The following is a 14,610-nucleotide window of genomic DNA, read 5'->3' as shown; positions in this document are numbered from 1 at the left end:
TCTACCTTAGAACTGAAGGCCAGCTTCACGGGCAGCATCTGCCAGTGCCTGGACACGACCATGATATTGGAACCCGGAACGGTCAAAGGAAACATTGCTGATGCCTTTTTCCAGAGCGCGTTCTGCAACAGCTTTACCTACAGCTGCAGCGGCGTCTTTGTTACCGGTGTACTTCAATTGCTCTGCAATAGCTTTTTCTACAGTAGAAGCAGCTACCAGAACTTCAGAACCGTTTGGTGCAATGACCTGTGCGTAAATATGACGCGGGGTACGATGTACCACCAGGCGAGTTGCACCCAGCTCTTTGAGCTTGCGGCGTGCGCGGGTCGCACGACGGATACGAGCAGATTTCTTATCCATAGTGTTACCTTACTTCTTCTTAGCCTCTTTGGTACGCACGACTTCGTCGGCGTAACGAACACCCTTGCCTTTATAAGGCTCAGGACGACGGTAGGCGCGCAGATCTGCTGCAACCTGACCGATCAGCTGTTTATCAGCGCCTTTCAGCACGATTTCAGTCTGAGTCGGACATTCTGCAGTGATACCGGCCGGCAGCGGATGCTCAACAGGGTGTGAGAAGCCCAGAGACAGGCCTACTGCATTCCCTTTGATAGCTGCACGATAACCTACACCAACCAGTTGAAGCTTTTTAGTGAAGCCTTCGGTAACACCAACAACCATTGAGTTCAGCAGGGCACGCGCGGTACCAGCCTGAGCCCATCCATCCACGAAACCATCACGTGGACCGAAGGTCAGAGCATTATCTGCATGTTTAACTTCAACAGCTTTGTTGAGGGTACGAGTCAGCTCGCCGTTTTTACCTTTGATCGTAATAACCTGACCGTCGATTTTTACATCAACGCCGGCAGGAATAACGACCGGTGCTTTAGCAACACGAGACATTCTTTCCTCCGATTAGGCTACGTAGCAGATAATTTCGCCACCAAGACCAGCCTGGCGCGCTGCACGATCAGTCATAACACCTTTAGAGGTAGAAACAACTGCGATACCAAGACCAGCCATAACTTTAGGCAGCTCATCTTTTTTCTTATAGATGCGCAGACCTGGGCGGCTGACACGCTGAATGCTTTCTACAACAGCTTTACCCTGGAAATACTTGAGAGTAAGTTCCAGTTCCGGCTTGGTGTCGCCTTCAACTTTAAAATCTTCGATAAAACCTTCTTCCTTCAGCACGTTGGCAATTGCCACTTTCAGCTTGGCGGAAGGCATGGTGACCGCAACTTTGTTCGCGGCCTGACCGTTACGGATACGGGTCAGCATATCCGCGATCGGATCTTGCATGCTCATCTGTCTTTACTCCCGTGATTCAATTGGTAATTACCAGCTAGCCTTTTTCAAGCCTGGTACTTCACCGCGCATGGCGGCTTCACGCAGTTTGATACGGCTCAACCCAAACTTGCCCACATAACCATGTGGACGACCTGTTTGACGACAGCGGTTACGCTGACGAGACGGGCTGGAATCACGCGGCAGAGACTGCAGCTTGAGAACCGCATTCCAACGATCTTCGTCGGAAGCGTTCACATCAGAAATGATCGCTTTCAGTTCAGCGCGTTTAGCGAAGAATTTATCAGCTAAAGCTACGCGTTTTACTTCGCGTGCTTTCATTGATTGCTTAGCCATTCAGTAACCCTACCTTACTTGCGGAACGGGAAGTCAAAGGCAGCCAGCAGAGCACGGCCTTCTTCATCAGATTTCGCAGTAGTGGTAATGGTAATATCCAAACCACGCACGCGGTCGACTTTATCGTAGTCGATCTCTGGGAAGATGATCTGCTCACGGACACCCATGCTGTAGTTACCACGACCGTCGAAAGACTTAGCGGACAAGCCACGGAAGTCACGGATACGTGGTACAGCAATAGTGATCAGGCGCTCAAAGAACTCCCACATGCGTTCGCCACGCAGAGTTACTTTACAGCCGATCGGATAGCCCTGACGGATTTTGAAGCCTGCAACAGATTTGCGTGCTTTGGTGATCAGCGGTTTTTGACCGGAGATTGCTGTCAGGTCAGCTGCTGCGTTATCCAGCAGTTTCTTGTCAGCGATCGCTTCACCAACACCCATGTTCAGGGTGATCTTCTCGACCCGAGGGACTTGCATGACAGAATTGTAGTTAAACTCAGTCATGAGTTTGTTAACTACTTCGTCTTTGTAGTAATCATGCAGTTTCGCCATCGTACTACTCCAAATTACTTGATAGTTTCGCTGTTAGACTTGAAGAAACGGACTTTTTTCCCGTCTTCGAATCTAAAGCCTACACGGTCAGCCTTGCCGGTTGCCGCATTGAAGATTGCAACGTTAGAAACCTGAATAGCAGCTTCTTTTTCAACGATGCCGCCTGGTTGGTTCAGGGCCGGAACCGGCTTCTGATGTTTCTTAACCAGGTTGATACCTTCAACAATGACCTTGCCGGAAGACAGGACATTTTTTACTTTACCGCGTTTACCTTTATCTTTACCGGTTAACACGATAACTTCGTCATCACGACGGATTTTCGCTGCCATGATTCGCTCCTTAGAGTACTTCTGGTGCCAGAGAGATAATTTTCATGAACTTTTCAGTACGAAGTTCACGAGTTACCGGCCCAAAGATACGCGTGCCGATTGGCTGCTCACTGTTATTGTTCAAAATAACGCATGCATTACCATCGAAGCGAATGACAGAACCGTCAGGGCGACGAACACCCTTCTTGGTGCGCACCACTACCGCTTTCAGCACATCACCTTTTTTGACCTTACCACGTGGAATTGCTTCTTTGATGGTGATCTTGATGATGTCGCCTACGCCTGCGTAGCGACGGTGCGAGCCACCCAGAACCTTGATACACATTACGCGACGTGCACCGGAGTTGTCGGCGACGTTCAGCATAGTCTGTTCTTGGATCATTTTAGTGCTCCGCTAATGTCAACTACTACCTGAGACTCTAAAATCAGAGCCGTTAAAAAGCCCCATATCGAGGGCGCGGCATTATAACACCGCTTCTACAATATGGGTAGAAAAAATAAACGGCTCATCGCTGAGCCGTTTATTCGTATTGAGAATGCGTACTCTATTACAGAACCGCTTTCTCTACAACGCGAACCAGCGTCCAGGACTTAGTCTTGGACAGTGGACGGCATTCACGGATTTCAACCTTGTCGCCGATACCACATTCGTTGTTCTCGTCATGTACGTGCAGTTTGGTCGTACGTTTGATGAATTTACCGTAGATCGGGTGTTTCACAATACGTTCGATAGCTACAACGATGGATTTCTCCATTTTGTCGCTAACAACACGACCTTGCAGAGTACGGATTTTATCGGTCATTACGCACCCGCCTTCTGAGTCAGTAAAGTCTTAACGCGCGCAACATTGCGACGCACTTGCTTCAGCAGGTGAGTCTGTTGCAGCTGGCCACTTGCAGCCTGCATACGCAGGTTGAACTGCTCACGCAGCAGGTTCAGCAGCTCAGCGTTCAGCTCTTCAACGCTTTTTTCACGCAGCTCTTTTGCTTTCATTACATCACCGTCTTAGTTACAAAGGTGGTTTTGATAGGCAGTTTCGCTGCTGCCAGGCCGAAGGCTTCACGGGCCAGCTCTTCCGGAACGCCGTCCATTTCATAAAGGACTTTGCCCGGTTGGATCAAGGCAACCCAGTACTCCACGTTACCTTTACCTTTACCCATACGAACTTCCAGCGGCTTCTCGGTGATCGGTTTGTCCGGGAATACACGGATCCAGATCTTACCTTGACGCTTAACTGCACGGGTCATTGCACGACGTGCTGCTTCGATCTGACGTGCAGTCAGACGACCACGGCCAACAGCTTTCAGACCGAAAGTGCCGAAGCTAACATCCGTACCCTGCGCCAGACCACGGTTGCGGCCTTTGTGCACTTTACGGAATTTTGTACGCTTTGGTTGTAACATCAGCGACGCTCCTTATTTACGGCCTTTACGCTGCTGCTTTTTAGGTTGAGCAGCCGGTTTTTCCGGTTGTTCAACAGCAGCCATACCACCCAGGATCTCACCTTTGAAGATCCATACCTTAACGCCGATTACACCGTAAGTGGTGTGCGCTTCAGAGGTGTTGTAGTCGATGTCAGCACGCAGAGTGTGCAGCGGTACGCGACCTTCGCGGTACCATTCGGTACGTGCGATTTCCGCGCCGCCCAGACGGCCGCTAACTTCAACTTTGATACCCTTAGCGCCCAGACGCATTGCGTTCTGTACAGCACGCTTCATAGCACGACGGAACATAACACGACGTTCCAGCTGTGAAGTGATGCTGTCAGCAACCAATTTAGCGTCCAGTTCAGGCTTACGAACTTCAGCGATATTGATCTGTGCAGGAACGCCAGCGATATCCGCTACGACCTTGCGCAGTTTTTCTACGTCTTCGCCTTTCTTACCGATAACGATGCCAGGACGAGCAGTGTGAATGGTTACACGAATGCTCTTAGCTGGACGCTCGATAACGATACGAGATACAGACGCTTTAGCCAGTTCCTTAGTCAGGTACTGACGTACTTTAAAATCGCTGTCCAGGTTGTCAGCGAATTCTTTGGTGTTCGCAAACCAGGTAGAGTTCCATGGTTTTACAATACCCAGGCGAATACCATTAGGATGTACTTTCTGACCCATTGCTAGTCTCCAGAGTCTCAGCGATCGGACACAACCACAGTAATGTGGCTGGTGCGCTTCAGGATGCGATCTGCACGACCTTTCGCACGCGGCATAATGCGCTTCATGCTTGGGCCTTCATCTACGAAAATTTTCGCGACTTTCAGATCGTCGATGTCAGCGCCATCGTTGTGTTCAGCGTTAGCAATGGCAGATTCCAGTACTTTCTTGACCAATACCGCAGCTTTCTTGTTGGTATAGGTCAGGATGTCCAGGGCCTGCGACACTTTCTTACCGCGAATCAGGTCAGCAACAAGGCGAACCTTCTGAGCAGAAGAACGAGCATGGCGATGTTGAGCTAAAGTTTCCATCTCTTCCTCCTACCTTATTTCTTCTTCGCTTTTTTATCAGCAGCGTGGCCGCGATAAGTACGAGTCGGTGCGAATTCACCCAGTTTGTGACCAACCATTTCGTCGGTAACAAAGACTGGAACGTGCTGACGACCATTATGGACAGCGATGGTCAAACCGATCATGTTAGGAAAGATCGTTGAACGACGGGACCAAGTGCGCAGGGGCTTCTTGTCTCCGCTTTCCACCGCTTTCTCTACCTTCTTCAGCAAGTGCAGGTCAATAAAAGGACCTTTCTTGAGAGAACGTGGCATGGCTTATCCTCTAAAATTATTTGCTACGGCGACGTACGATAAATTTATCAGTACGCTTGTTGCTGCGGGTCTTCTTACCTTTGGTCTGAACGCCCCACGGAGTTACCGGGTGCTTACCAAAGTTACGACCTTCACCACCACCATGTGGGTGGTCTACTGGGTTCATCGCAGTACCGCGAACGGTAGGACGAACACCACGCCAGCGTGCAGCACCAGCTTTACCCAGAACGCGCAGCATATGCTCAGCATTGCCAACTTCGCCCAGAGTAGCGCGGCAATCTGCTTCGACTTTACGCATTTCACCAGAACGCAGACGCAGGGTGACATAAGCACCGTCACGAGCAACGATCTGAACGTAAGTACCCGCGGAACGCGCCAGCTGACCGCCTTTACCTGGTTTCATTTCTACGTTATGAACGGTAGAACCAACCGGGATATTGCGCATCGGCAGGGTGTTGCCTGCTTTGATTGCAGCATCAACGCCAGACTGAATCTGGTCGCCAGCTTTCAGGCCTTTAGGGGCCAGGATGTAACGGCGTTCACCGTCTTTGTACAGAACCAGCGCGATGTTCGCGGAACGGTTCGGATCGTACTCAAGACGTTCAACAACTGCTGGGATACCGTCTTTGTTGCGTTTGAAGTCAACAATACGATAAGCCTGCTTGTGGCCACCACCGATGTGACGAGTGGTGATACGGCCATTGTTGTTACGACCACCGGATTTGCTGTTTTTTTCCAGCAACGGAGCAAAAGGTTTGCCCTTGTGCAGCTCAGGGTTAACCACTTTAACTACGTGGCGACGACCCGGAGATGTCGGTTTACATTTAACAACTGCCATTGTATTACTCCTCCGACTTACTCAGCGCCGCCAACGAAGTCCAGGTTCTGGCCTTCTTTAAGGGTGACGTAAGCTTTTTTCCAGTCGCTACGACGACCGATACGCTGTCCGTGACGTTTAACTTTCCCTTTAACAACCAGGGTGTTAACGACTTCGACTTCGACTTCAAACAGTTTCTGCACAGCAGCTTTGATCTCTGCTTTGGTCGCGTCTTTAGCAACTTTGAGAACGATGGTGTTTGTTTTTTCCATCGCAGTAGACGCTTTTTCAGAAACGTGCGGTGCGCGAAGCACCTTCAGCAGACGTTCTTCACGAATCATGCCAGCATCTCCTCAACTTGCTTAACAGCATCAGCAGTCATTACGACTTTGTCGAAGGCGATCAGGCTAACCGGGTCGATACCAGTCGCATCGCGTACGTCAACCTTGTGCAGGTTACGTGCGGCCAGGAACAGGTTCTCGTCCAGCTCACCGGTGATGATCAGCACATCTTCCAGAGCCATGTCTTTCAGTTTCTGTGCCAGCAGCTTAGTTTTAGGCGCTTCTACAGAGAACTTCTCGACAACGATCAGACGATCCTGACGTACCAGTTCGGACAGAATGCTTTTCAGCGCGCCGCGGTACATCTTTTTGTTAACTTTTTGACTGTGGTCCTGTGGACGCGCAGCGAAGGTCACGCCACCTGAACGCCAGATCGGGCTCTTGATAGAACCTGAACGCGCACGGCCGGTACCTTTCTGGCGCCATGGCTTTTTGCCAGAACCAGTTACTTCAGCACGAGTCTTCTGAGCACGAGTACCCTGACGAGCACCAGCTGCATAAGCAACAACAACCTGGTGAACCAGCGCTTCGTTGAAATCACGACCGAAGGTAGTTTCGGAAACAGTCAGCGCGCTCTGCGCGTCTTTCAATACTAATTCCATTGCTATCCCCTTACGCCTTCACAGCTGGTTTAACGATCAGGTCGCTACCGGTAGCACCCGGAACAGCACCCTTAACCAGCAGCAGGTTGCGCTCAGCGTCAACACGTACTACGTCCAGGCTCTGAACGGTTACACGTTCGTTACCCAGCTGACCTGCCATTTTCTTGCCTTTGAACACTTTGCCCGGAGTCTGGTTCTGACCGATAGAACCCGGAACGCGGTGAGACAAGGAGTTACCGTGAGTAGCGTCCTGGGTACGGAAGTTCCAGCGCTTAACGGTACCAGCAAAACCTTTACCTTTAGAGGTACCGGTTACGTCAACTTTTTTAACGTCAGCAAACAGCTCAACGCTAATGTCTTGACCTACGGTGAACTCTTCGCCTTCAGCAAGACGGAATTCCCACAGACCACGGCCAGCTTCAACGCCAGCTTTAGCGAAGTGACCCGCTTCTGGTTTGGTTACACGGTTAGCTTTTTTAGCACCGGTGGTAACCTGAACAGCGCGGTAGCCATCGTTAGCCAGATCTTTAACCTGAGTAACGCGGTTTGCTTCAACTTCGATTACGGTTACTGGGATAGAAACGCCATCTTCAGTGAAGATGCGGGTCATTCCCACTTTTTTACCGACTAAACCAATCATTGTTTCAACCTCTCAATCGCTCGATGACCTGATTAACCCAGGCTGATCTGCACGTCTACACCGGCAGCCAGATCCAGACGCATCAGAGCATCAACGGTTTTCTCAGTTGGCTCAACGATGTCAACCAGACGCTTGTGAGTGCGGATTTCGTACTGATCACGCGCATCTTTGTTAACGTGCGGAGAGATCAGAACGGTAAAGCGCTCTTTGCGGGTCGGCAGCGGGATCGGACCACGGACTTGCGCACCAGTGCGCTTAGCAGTCTCGACGATTTCCGCGGTTGATTGATCGATCAGACGATGATCAAACGCTTTAAGGCGGATACGGATTCTTTGGTTCTGCATGAGACCAGAGCTCCAATTATTTTATAAACGAAAATGATTACTCCTCAAACCCATTACGATTGATGGGAGAGTGTAACCGTTCTTACGTAGCTCCCCGATTGGGAGCATTGTTGAGTAACAAAATTAGCTACTCCGGTTCAGATTGAACCCGCCGTCAACTACGACAAGCCCGCGCATTATACGTAAATCTGAGCAAGACGCAAGTGCCGTTTAGAAATTAAGCGCCAAAGACATGCGAAGCGTAGGGCATTCCATTATTTGCAGCAACCTGTCTGCTTTCATCTCTTTTTATGAACCCCTCACGCAATTCCTGTGTTCGGACGTTGCTGGCCTTGCATCATGAGAAGAGTATGCGCCAAACATCTTTGAGGCTTTGCGTATGCTGACTCCCCTCCCCTTTCTGCTCGTTTACTTCACACTCTCCGGTTTACTGGTACGTGAAGATATTCGTGCCGGCCTTCTCCCGGATAAATACCTCTGTCCCCTCTTATGGACCGGCCTGCTCTTCCAGCTTTGCCTTCATCCTGACTTTCTTTCGAACGCAGTGACTGGCGCGATGGCAGGGTATGTGAGCTTTGCGATTATCTACTGGGGCTACCGGCTTCTGACTGGACGTGAAGGGATGGGCTATGGCGACGTGAAATATCTTTCGGCACTGGGGGCGTGGCACGGTTGGCACATATTGCCCGCACTGGTGTTAACCGCCGCATTGGTGGCGCTTCTTTACCAGCTCATCCTCGCTTTACCGGCTCCTGATAAACAGGCATTAAAAAACCCACTGCCTTTTGGGCCATTTCTGGCGGCAGCGGGTTTAAGCGTTGGCTGGCAGACGCTGTTTAGTCAGCCACTTTAATCTGGGATTGAAGATAATTCTGCAAACCAATTTTACTGATGAGATCCAGCTCAGTTTCAAGCCAGTCAATGTGCCCTTCTTCATCGGCCAGAATCTGGATCATCATATCGCGGCTGACGTAGTCATGAACACTGTCCGCATAGGCAATGGCTTCGCGGAGATCTTTTGCGCCTTCAAGCTCGAGCCTGAGGTCGGACCGAAGCATCTCTTCAACATCTTCACCGATGCCGAGTTTGCCGAGATCCTGCAGGTTAGGAATGCCTTCAAGGAATAAAATACGCTCGATGTATTTATCGGCATGTTTCATCTCATCGATGGATTCGTGGTATTCAACATCGTTGAGGCGCATCAGGCCCCAGTTTTTGAACATTCTCGCATGGAGAAAATACTGATTGATCGCGACAAGCTCATTTCCCAATAATTTATTGAGATAACTTATGATTTTAACATCACCTTTCATTATATAGTCCCTCCGCTTCCACTCATTGAAGCGTAGATCGGGCTACAGGGATGTCAAAAAAAAGATGGGCGCTTACGCAATCTCTTTGTATTCCGGGATCTGCATCAATTCGTCCTGCATGATCTCACGTGCAGCACGTACACATTTACCGCATTGATTTCCCACTGGAACAAATTTGCGAAGCTGCTGGAAGGACTGTGGCTGAAACTGGCGAACGGCCTGACGTATTTTTTTGTCGCTTACACCATTACATAAACAAACGTACATAAAGACTCCCGTTCAAAATATGCGCAAAGTGTAAGTGAGAATGGTTATGATTACAATAGCACAAACACCCGTATACGGGGCGGGAGAGGACGAAAAATGCGAAAATTTGTGACAGACATATAACGGCAGAAAACAAAAAAGGACGCCGAAGCGTCCTTTTTTAATTCAGGGATAAGTAATTAGCCCAGAACTTTAGCAACAACGCCCGCGCCAACGGTACGGCCGCCTTCACGGATTGCGAAACGCAGACCGTCGTCCATCGCGATTGGGTGGATCAGCGTCACAACCATCTTGATGTTGTCGCCTGGCATTACCATCTCAACGCCTTCTGGCAGTTCGATGGTACCGGTCACGTCAGTTGTACGGAAGTAGAACTGTGGACGGTAGCCTTTGAAGAACGGAGTATGACGGCCGCCTTCGTCTTTGGACAGGATGTACACTTCAGATTCGAACTTGGTGTGTGGCTTGATTGAGCCTGGCTTAGCCAGTACCTGACCACGTTCGATTTCTTCACGTTTGATACCACGCAGCAGAACACCTACGTTCTCACCAGCACGGCCTTCGTCCAGCAGTTTGCGGAACATTTCAACGCCAGTACAGGTAGACTTAGCAGTCTCTTTGATACCAACGATTTCAACTTCTTCGCCAACTTTGATGATACCGCGCTCAACACGACCGGTAACAACGGTACCACGACCGGAGATGGAGAATACGTCTTCGATTGGCAGCAGGAACGGCTTGTCAATCGCACGCTCTGGTTCTGGGATGTAAGAATCCAGGAAGCCAGCCAGTTCGATGATTTTCTCTTCCCACTCTGCTTCGCCTTCCAGCGCTTTCAGCGCGGAACCACGAACGATTGGGGTGTCGTCGCCTGGGAAATCGTACTGAGACAGCAGTTCACGAACTTCCATCTCTACCAGTTCCAGCAGCTCTTCGTCATCAACCATGTCACATTTGTTCAGGAACACGATGATGTAAGGAACGCCTACCTGACGACCCAGCAGGATGTGCTCACGAGTCTGAGGCATAGGGCCGTCAGTCGCAGCAACAACCAGGATCGCGCCGTCCATCTGCGCAGCACCGGTGATCATGTTTTTAACATAGTCGGCGTGGCCTGGGCAGTCTACGTGTGCGTAGTGGCGAGTCGGGGTGTCATATTCAACGTGAGAAGTGTTGATGGTGATACCACGCGCTTTTTCTTCTGGTGCGTTATCGATCTGGTCGAATGCACGAGCAGCACCGCCGTAGGTTTTAGCCAGTACGGTAGTGATTGCAGCGGTCAGGGTAGTTTTACCATGGTCAACGTGGCCGATAGTACCAACGTTGACGTGCGGTTTTGTACGTTCAAATTTTTCTTTAGACACGGCTATATTCCTTACTATAGTGCTCTCCCCTTCGGAGAGAGCACGGGACTTAGGTTTTAATCCTGTGGATTACTTACCACGGGCTTCGATAACGGCCTGAGCAACGTTGTTAGGCGCATCATCATACTTCAGGAATTCCATGGTGTATGATGCACGACCTTTGGTCAGAGAACGCAGCTGAGTTGCATATCCGAACATTTCAGACAGCGGAACTTCAGCATGGATCTTAACGCCAGTTACTTCGGATTCCTGACCGCGCAGCATACCGCGACGACGGCTCAAGTCACCGATAACGTCACCGGTGTTCTCTTCAGGAGTCTCTACTTCAACCTTCATGATTGGCTCAAGCAGAACTGGTTTTGCTTTCTTAAAGCCTTCTTTAAAGGCAATAGACGCAGCCAGTTTAAACGCCAGTTCAGAGGAGTCAACGTCGTGGTAAGAACCGAAGTGCAGACGGACACCCATGTCAACAACCGGATAGCCAGCCAGAGGGCCCGCTTTCAGCTGTTCCTGGATACCTTTATCAACGGCTGGGATGTATTCGCCAGGAATTACACCACCTTTGATGTCGTTGATGAACTCGTAACCTTTAGGGTTAGAGCCCGGCTCCAGTGGGTACATGTCGATCACAACGTGACCGTACTGACCGCGCCCACCAGACTGCTTAGCGTGTTTACCTTCAACATCGGTAACTTTCGCACGAATCGCTTCGCGGTAAGCAACCTGAGGTTTACCCACGTTCGCTTCAACGTTGAATTCACGCTTCATACGGTCAACGATGATGTCCAGGTGCAGTTCACCCATACCAGCGATGATGGTCTGGTTAGATTCTTCATCAGTCCATACGCGGAATGATGGGTCTTCTTTCGCCAGACGGCCCAGAGCCAGACCCATTTTTTCCTGGTCAGCTTTGGTTTTTGGTTCAACCGCGATGGAGATTACCGGCTCAGGGAATTCCATACGCTCCAGAATGATCGGGTGATCCGGGTCACACAGGGTGTCACCAGTAGTCACGTCTTTCAGACCGATTGCTGCAGCGATGTCGCCCGCACGAACTTCTTTGATCTCTTCACGTTTGTTAGCGTGCATCTGAACGATACGGCCAAAACGTTCACGCGCCGTTTTCACGGAGTTCAGGATGGTGTCACCGGAGTTAACCACACCAGAGTAAACGCGGAAGAAGGTCAGGTTACCCACGAATGGGTCGGTAGCAATTTTGAACGCCAGTGCAGAGAACGGCTCTTCGTCGCTTGCGTGACGTTCAGCCGGAGTATCTTTACCGTCGTCCAGGATGCCGTTGATCGCAGGAACGTCAACCGGGGATGGCAGGTAATCAATTACCGCATCCAGCATCGCCTGAACACCTTTGTTCTTGAATGCAGAACCACAGGTTACCAGGATGATTTCGTTGTTCAGAACACGCTGACGCAGAGCTTTTTTGATCTCTTCTTCAGTCAGTTCTTCACCACCCAGGTATTTCTCCATCAGCTCTTCAGAAGCTTCAGCAGCGGATTCGATCAGGTTCTGGTGCCATTCGTCAGCCAGGTCCTGCATCTCAGCTGGGATATCTTCGTATTCGAAGGTAACGCCCTGGTCTGCATCGTTCCAGTTGATGGCTTTCATTTTCACCAGGTCGATAACGCCGGTGAAGCCTTCTTCAGCACCAATTGCCAGCTGCAGCGGAACAGGGTTCGCGCCCAGACGGGATTTGATCTGACCAACAACTTTCAGGAAGTTAGCACCCATACGGTCCATTTTGTTAACGAACGCGATGCGTGGAACTTTATATTTGTTCGCCTGACGCCATACGGTCTCAGACTGTGGCTGAACACCACCAACTGCGCAATAAACCATTACCGCGCCGTCAAGAACACGCATGGAACGTTCTACTTCGATGGTGAAGTCAACGTGCCCTGGGGTGTCGATGATGTTAACGCGATGCGGTTCGTACTGCTTAGCCATACCTGACCAGAATGCAGTAGTCGCTGCGGAGGTGATAGTAATACCACGCTCCTGCTCCTGTTCCATCCAGTCCATGGTGGCTGCGCCGTCATGAACTTCACCGATTTTATGGTTTACACCGGTGTAGAACAGAATACGTTCGGTAGTAGTGGTCTTACCGGCGTCGATGTGCGCACTGATACCAATGTTACGGTAACGTGCGATGGGTGTTGTACGAGCCATTTGATTCCTCGTTTGTTTCTTTAGGCGTTCAGTTAAGTAACCCAGGACGGGCAGCTTCGCTGAAGCGCCCGCCTGGTGACTAATACTCCGAAGGGATTACCAACGGTAGTGTGCGAACGCCTTGTTGGCTTCTGCCATACGGTGAACGTCTTCACGTTTCTTAACTGCAGTACCTTTGTTTTCTGCAGCATCAGAAAGTTCGTTCGCCAGACGCAGAGCCATGGATTTATCACCGCGTTTACGAGCAGCTTCAACGATCCAACGCATTGCCAGAGCATTACGACGAACCGGACGAACTTCAACTGGAACCTGATAAGTAGAACCACCAACGCGGCGAGACTTAACTTCTACAGTCGGGCGCACGTTGTCGAGAGCGACTTCGAAAGCTTCCAGTTCATTTTTACCAGAGCGCTGAGCCAGGGTCTCCAGCGCGCTGTATACGATTGCTTCTGCAGTAGATTTTTTACCATCTACCATCAGGATATTTACAAATTTTGCCAGCAGTTCTGATCCGAATTTCGGATCTGGAAGAATTTTACGCTGACCAATGACGCGACGACGTGGCATGGGAATACTCCGTTGTTAATTCAGGATTGTCCAAAACTCTACGAGTTTAGTTTGACATTAAGATAAATCAGTTTGGCCTTACTTAACGGAGAACCATTAAGCCTTAGGACGCTTCACGCCGTACTTGGAGCGAGCCTGCTTACGGTCTTTAACACCTGAGCAGTCCAGCGCACCACGAACGGTGTGGTAACGAACACCCGGAAGGTCTTTAACACGACCGCCACGGATCAGGATCACGGAGTGCTCCTGCAGGTTGTGACCTTCACCACCGATGTAGGAAGTCACTTCGAAACCGTTAGTCAAACGCACACGGCATACTTTACGCAGTGCGGAGTTTGGTTTTTTAGGAGTGGTGGTATATACACGAGTACATACGCCACGTTTCTGCGGGCAGGCTTCCAGTGCAGGCACGTTGCTTTTTGCAACTTTGCGCGCACGTGGTTTGCGTACCAGCTGGTTAACTGTTGCCATTAAATAGCTCCTGGTTTTAGCTTTTGCTTCGTAAACACGTAATAAAACGACCTCATACAATATGAGGACGCGAAATTTTAGGGCTACGTCGAAAAGGTGTCAAGAAATATACAGCGATCTCGGATCACCAGTTCATTTGACTGGCGTGTGTCACAGTAAGATTGACGAAATCAGTATAGCCAACCACGTCAATTTTGGCTGAAATTTGACCAGAAAGACCTCGCGCCTCAAGATCGTCTTTCAGCGCAGAGACGGATATGGGGGCATTGCTGAGAATTTCAACGAAACGACTCCCTTCAAGCGCAGCCAGTACGCCATCCTGAATCAGCAGCAGGTCATCACCTTCGCGCAGCATGCTCAGTAATGCGTCGATATCACAATGCCACGGTGAACGGCTCAGGGTATGGAGCAT

The 14,610-nt window shown here is 50.2% G+C and carries 26 protein-coding genes; 1 reads left to right on the top strand and 25 read right to left on the bottom strand.

All coding sequences use genetic code 11. The features are described from left to right. Positions 1-6 precede the first annotated feature (6 nt). From rplR to rpsJ, 18 genes are all read right to left on the bottom strand, one after another. A complete protein-coding gene (gene rplR, locus QE396_RS19080) occupies positions 7-360 on the bottom strand; it encodes a 50S ribosomal protein L18 (protein WP_013099023.1) in 354 nt (117 codons plus the stop codon). Positions 361-369: 9 nt separating this feature from the next. After that, positions 370-903, bottom strand: coding sequence for a 50S ribosomal protein L6 (gene rplF / locus QE396_RS19075; RefSeq protein ID WP_003863296.1), 534 nt, complete (start codon positions 901-903; stop codon positions 370-372). Positions 904-915: 12 nt separating this feature from the next. After that, positions 916-1,308 (bottom strand): 30S ribosomal protein S8, encoded by a 393-nt coding sequence (gene rpsH / locus QE396_RS19070; protein ID WP_006178918.1) that lies wholly within the window; start codon positions 1,306-1,308, stop codon positions 916-918. Positions 1,309-1,338: 30 nt separating this feature from the next. Then, positions 1,339-1,644: a 30S ribosomal protein S14 gene (rpsN, locus tag QE396_RS19065; protein WP_003863291.1), complete on the bottom strand. Its 306-nt coding sequence runs from the start codon at positions 1,642-1,644 to the stop codon at positions 1,339-1,341. A gap of 14 nt (positions 1,645-1,658) precedes the next feature. Then, entirely contained in the window at positions 1,659-2,198 is a 540-nt protein-coding gene (gene rplE, locus QE396_RS19060; protein ID WP_001096206.1) for a 50S ribosomal protein L5, read from the bottom strand. Positions 2,199-2,212: 14 nt separating this feature from the next. Next, complete coding sequence (gene rplX / locus QE396_RS19055) at positions 2,213-2,527, bottom strand: 50S ribosomal protein L24 (RefSeq protein ID WP_000729185.1); 315 nt, start codon at positions 2,525-2,527, stop codon at positions 2,213-2,215. A 10-nt stretch (positions 2,528-2,537) separates the two neighbouring features. Then, complete coding sequence (gene rplN / locus QE396_RS19050; protein ID WP_002919748.1) at positions 2,538-2,909, bottom strand: 50S ribosomal protein L14; 372 nt, start codon at positions 2,907-2,909, stop codon at positions 2,538-2,540. Positions 2,910-3,075: 166 nt separating this feature from the next. Further along, positions 3,076-3,330 (bottom strand): 30S ribosomal protein S17, encoded by a 255-nt coding sequence (rpsQ, locus tag QE396_RS19045; RefSeq protein WP_008503489.1) that lies wholly within the window; start codon positions 3,328-3,330, stop codon positions 3,076-3,078. Next, positions 3,330-3,521, bottom strand: coding sequence for a 50S ribosomal protein L29 (gene rpmC, locus QE396_RS19040; RefSeq protein ID WP_003863282.1), 192 nt, complete (start codon positions 3,519-3,521; stop codon positions 3,330-3,332). The genes rpsQ and rpmC overlap by 1 nt, the downstream gene beginning before the upstream one ends. Further along, the gene (gene rplP, locus QE396_RS19035; RefSeq protein ID WP_002919759.1) at positions 3,521-3,931 is read right to left on the bottom strand and encodes a 50S ribosomal protein L16; all 411 of its coding nucleotides are present in this window, start codon (positions 3,929-3,931) and stop codon (positions 3,521-3,523) included. The genes rpmC and rplP overlap by 1 nt, the downstream gene beginning before the upstream one ends. Before the next feature lie 12 nt (positions 3,932-3,943). Beyond that, positions 3,944-4,645, bottom strand: coding sequence for a 30S ribosomal protein S3 (rpsC, locus tag QE396_RS19030; RefSeq protein WP_000529945.1), 702 nt, complete (start codon positions 4,643-4,645; stop codon positions 3,944-3,946). A 17-nt stretch (positions 4,646-4,662) separates the two neighbouring features. Continuing rightward, positions 4,663-4,995, bottom strand: a complete 333-nt coding sequence (gene rplV, locus QE396_RS19025; protein WP_002919773.1) for a 50S ribosomal protein L22 — start codon at positions 4,993-4,995, stop codon at positions 4,663-4,665. 14 nt (positions 4,996-5,009) lie between these two features. Beyond that, positions 5,010-5,288 (bottom strand): 30S ribosomal protein S19, encoded by a 279-nt coding sequence (gene rpsS, locus QE396_RS19020; protein ID WP_001138117.1) that lies wholly within the window; start codon positions 5,286-5,288, stop codon positions 5,010-5,012. Positions 5,289-5,304: 16 nt separating this feature from the next. Next, a complete protein-coding gene (rplB, locus tag QE396_RS19015) occupies positions 5,305-6,126 on the bottom strand; it encodes a 50S ribosomal protein L2 (RefSeq protein WP_000301859.1) in 822 nt (273 codons plus the stop codon). A gap of 17 nt (positions 6,127-6,143) precedes the next feature. Next, a complete protein-coding gene (gene rplW / locus QE396_RS19010) occupies positions 6,144-6,446 on the bottom strand; it encodes a 50S ribosomal protein L23 (RefSeq protein WP_000617546.1) in 303 nt (100 codons plus the stop codon). After that, a complete protein-coding gene (rplD, locus tag QE396_RS19005; protein ID WP_000424395.1) occupies positions 6,443-7,048 on the bottom strand; it encodes a 50S ribosomal protein L4 in 606 nt (201 codons plus the stop codon). Before rplD ends, rplW begins: the two co-directional genes overlap by 4 nt. A 10-nt stretch (positions 7,049-7,058) precedes the next feature. Then, positions 7,059-7,688, bottom strand: a complete 630-nt coding sequence (gene rplC / locus QE396_RS19000; protein WP_006178923.1) for a 50S ribosomal protein L3 — start codon at positions 7,686-7,688, stop codon at positions 7,059-7,061. 32 nt (positions 7,689-7,720) lie between these two features. After that, positions 7,721-8,032 (bottom strand): 30S ribosomal protein S10, encoded by a 312-nt coding sequence (rpsJ, locus tag QE396_RS18995; protein ID WP_001181005.1) that lies wholly within the window; start codon positions 8,030-8,032, stop codon positions 7,721-7,723. A 379-nt stretch (positions 8,033-8,411) separates the two neighbouring features. Between rpsJ and QE396_RS18990 the strand changes: the two genes are divergently transcribed. Continuing rightward, the gene (locus tag QE396_RS18990) at positions 8,412-8,885 is read left to right on the top strand and encodes an A24 family peptidase (RefSeq protein WP_020882972.1); all 474 of its coding nucleotides are present in this window, start codon (positions 8,412-8,414) and stop codon (positions 8,883-8,885) included. Here QE396_RS18990 and bfr read toward each other — a convergent pair. From bfr to tusB, 7 genes are all read right to left on the bottom strand, one after another. After that, entirely contained in the window at positions 8,869-9,345 is a 477-nt protein-coding gene (gene bfr / locus QE396_RS18985) for a bacterioferritin (protein ID WP_014171902.1), read from the bottom strand. The two genes, QE396_RS18990 and bfr, sit on opposite strands and share 17 nt — an antisense overlap. Before the next feature lie 72 nt (positions 9,346-9,417). Further along, the gene (gene bfd, locus QE396_RS18980) at positions 9,418-9,612 is read right to left on the bottom strand and encodes a bacterioferritin-associated ferredoxin (RefSeq protein ID WP_008503493.1); all 195 of its coding nucleotides are present in this window, start codon (positions 9,610-9,612) and stop codon (positions 9,418-9,420) included. 179 nt (positions 9,613-9,791) lie between these two features. Continuing rightward, positions 9,792-10,976 (bottom strand): elongation factor Tu, encoded by a 1,185-nt coding sequence (gene tuf, locus QE396_RS18975; protein WP_014171903.1) that lies wholly within the window; start codon positions 10,974-10,976, stop codon positions 9,792-9,794. A 69-nt stretch (positions 10,977-11,045) separates the two neighbouring features. Then, positions 11,046-13,160 (bottom strand): elongation factor G, encoded by a 2,115-nt coding sequence (gene fusA, locus QE396_RS18970; protein WP_014171904.1) that lies wholly within the window; start codon positions 13,158-13,160, stop codon positions 11,046-11,048. A gap of 96 nt (positions 13,161-13,256) precedes the next feature. Next, positions 13,257-13,727, bottom strand: coding sequence for a 30S ribosomal protein S7 (gene rpsG, locus QE396_RS18965; protein WP_003861706.1), 471 nt, complete (start codon positions 13,725-13,727; stop codon positions 13,257-13,259). A gap of 96 nt (positions 13,728-13,823) precedes the next feature. Then, positions 13,824-14,198 carry a 30S ribosomal protein S12 gene (rpsL, locus tag QE396_RS18960; RefSeq protein WP_000246815.1) on the bottom strand — a complete coding sequence of 125 codons (375 nt, stop codon included), beginning with the start codon at positions 14,196-14,198 and terminating at the stop codon, positions 13,824-13,826. Positions 14,199-14,322: 124 nt separating this feature from the next. Then, entirely contained in the window at positions 14,323-14,610 is a 288-nt protein-coding gene (gene tusB, locus QE396_RS18955) for a sulfurtransferase complex subunit TusB (protein ID WP_014171906.1), read from the bottom strand.

This window comes from Enterobacter sp. SORGH_AS_0287 (assembly GCF_031453695.1).
Taxonomy (GTDB): domain Bacteria; phylum Pseudomonadota; class Gammaproteobacteria; order Enterobacterales; family Enterobacteriaceae; genus Enterobacter; species Enterobacter ludwigii.
The sequence above is the reverse complement of the archived record's forward strand: the minus strand, read 5'-3'. Positions and strand labels throughout refer to the sequence as shown.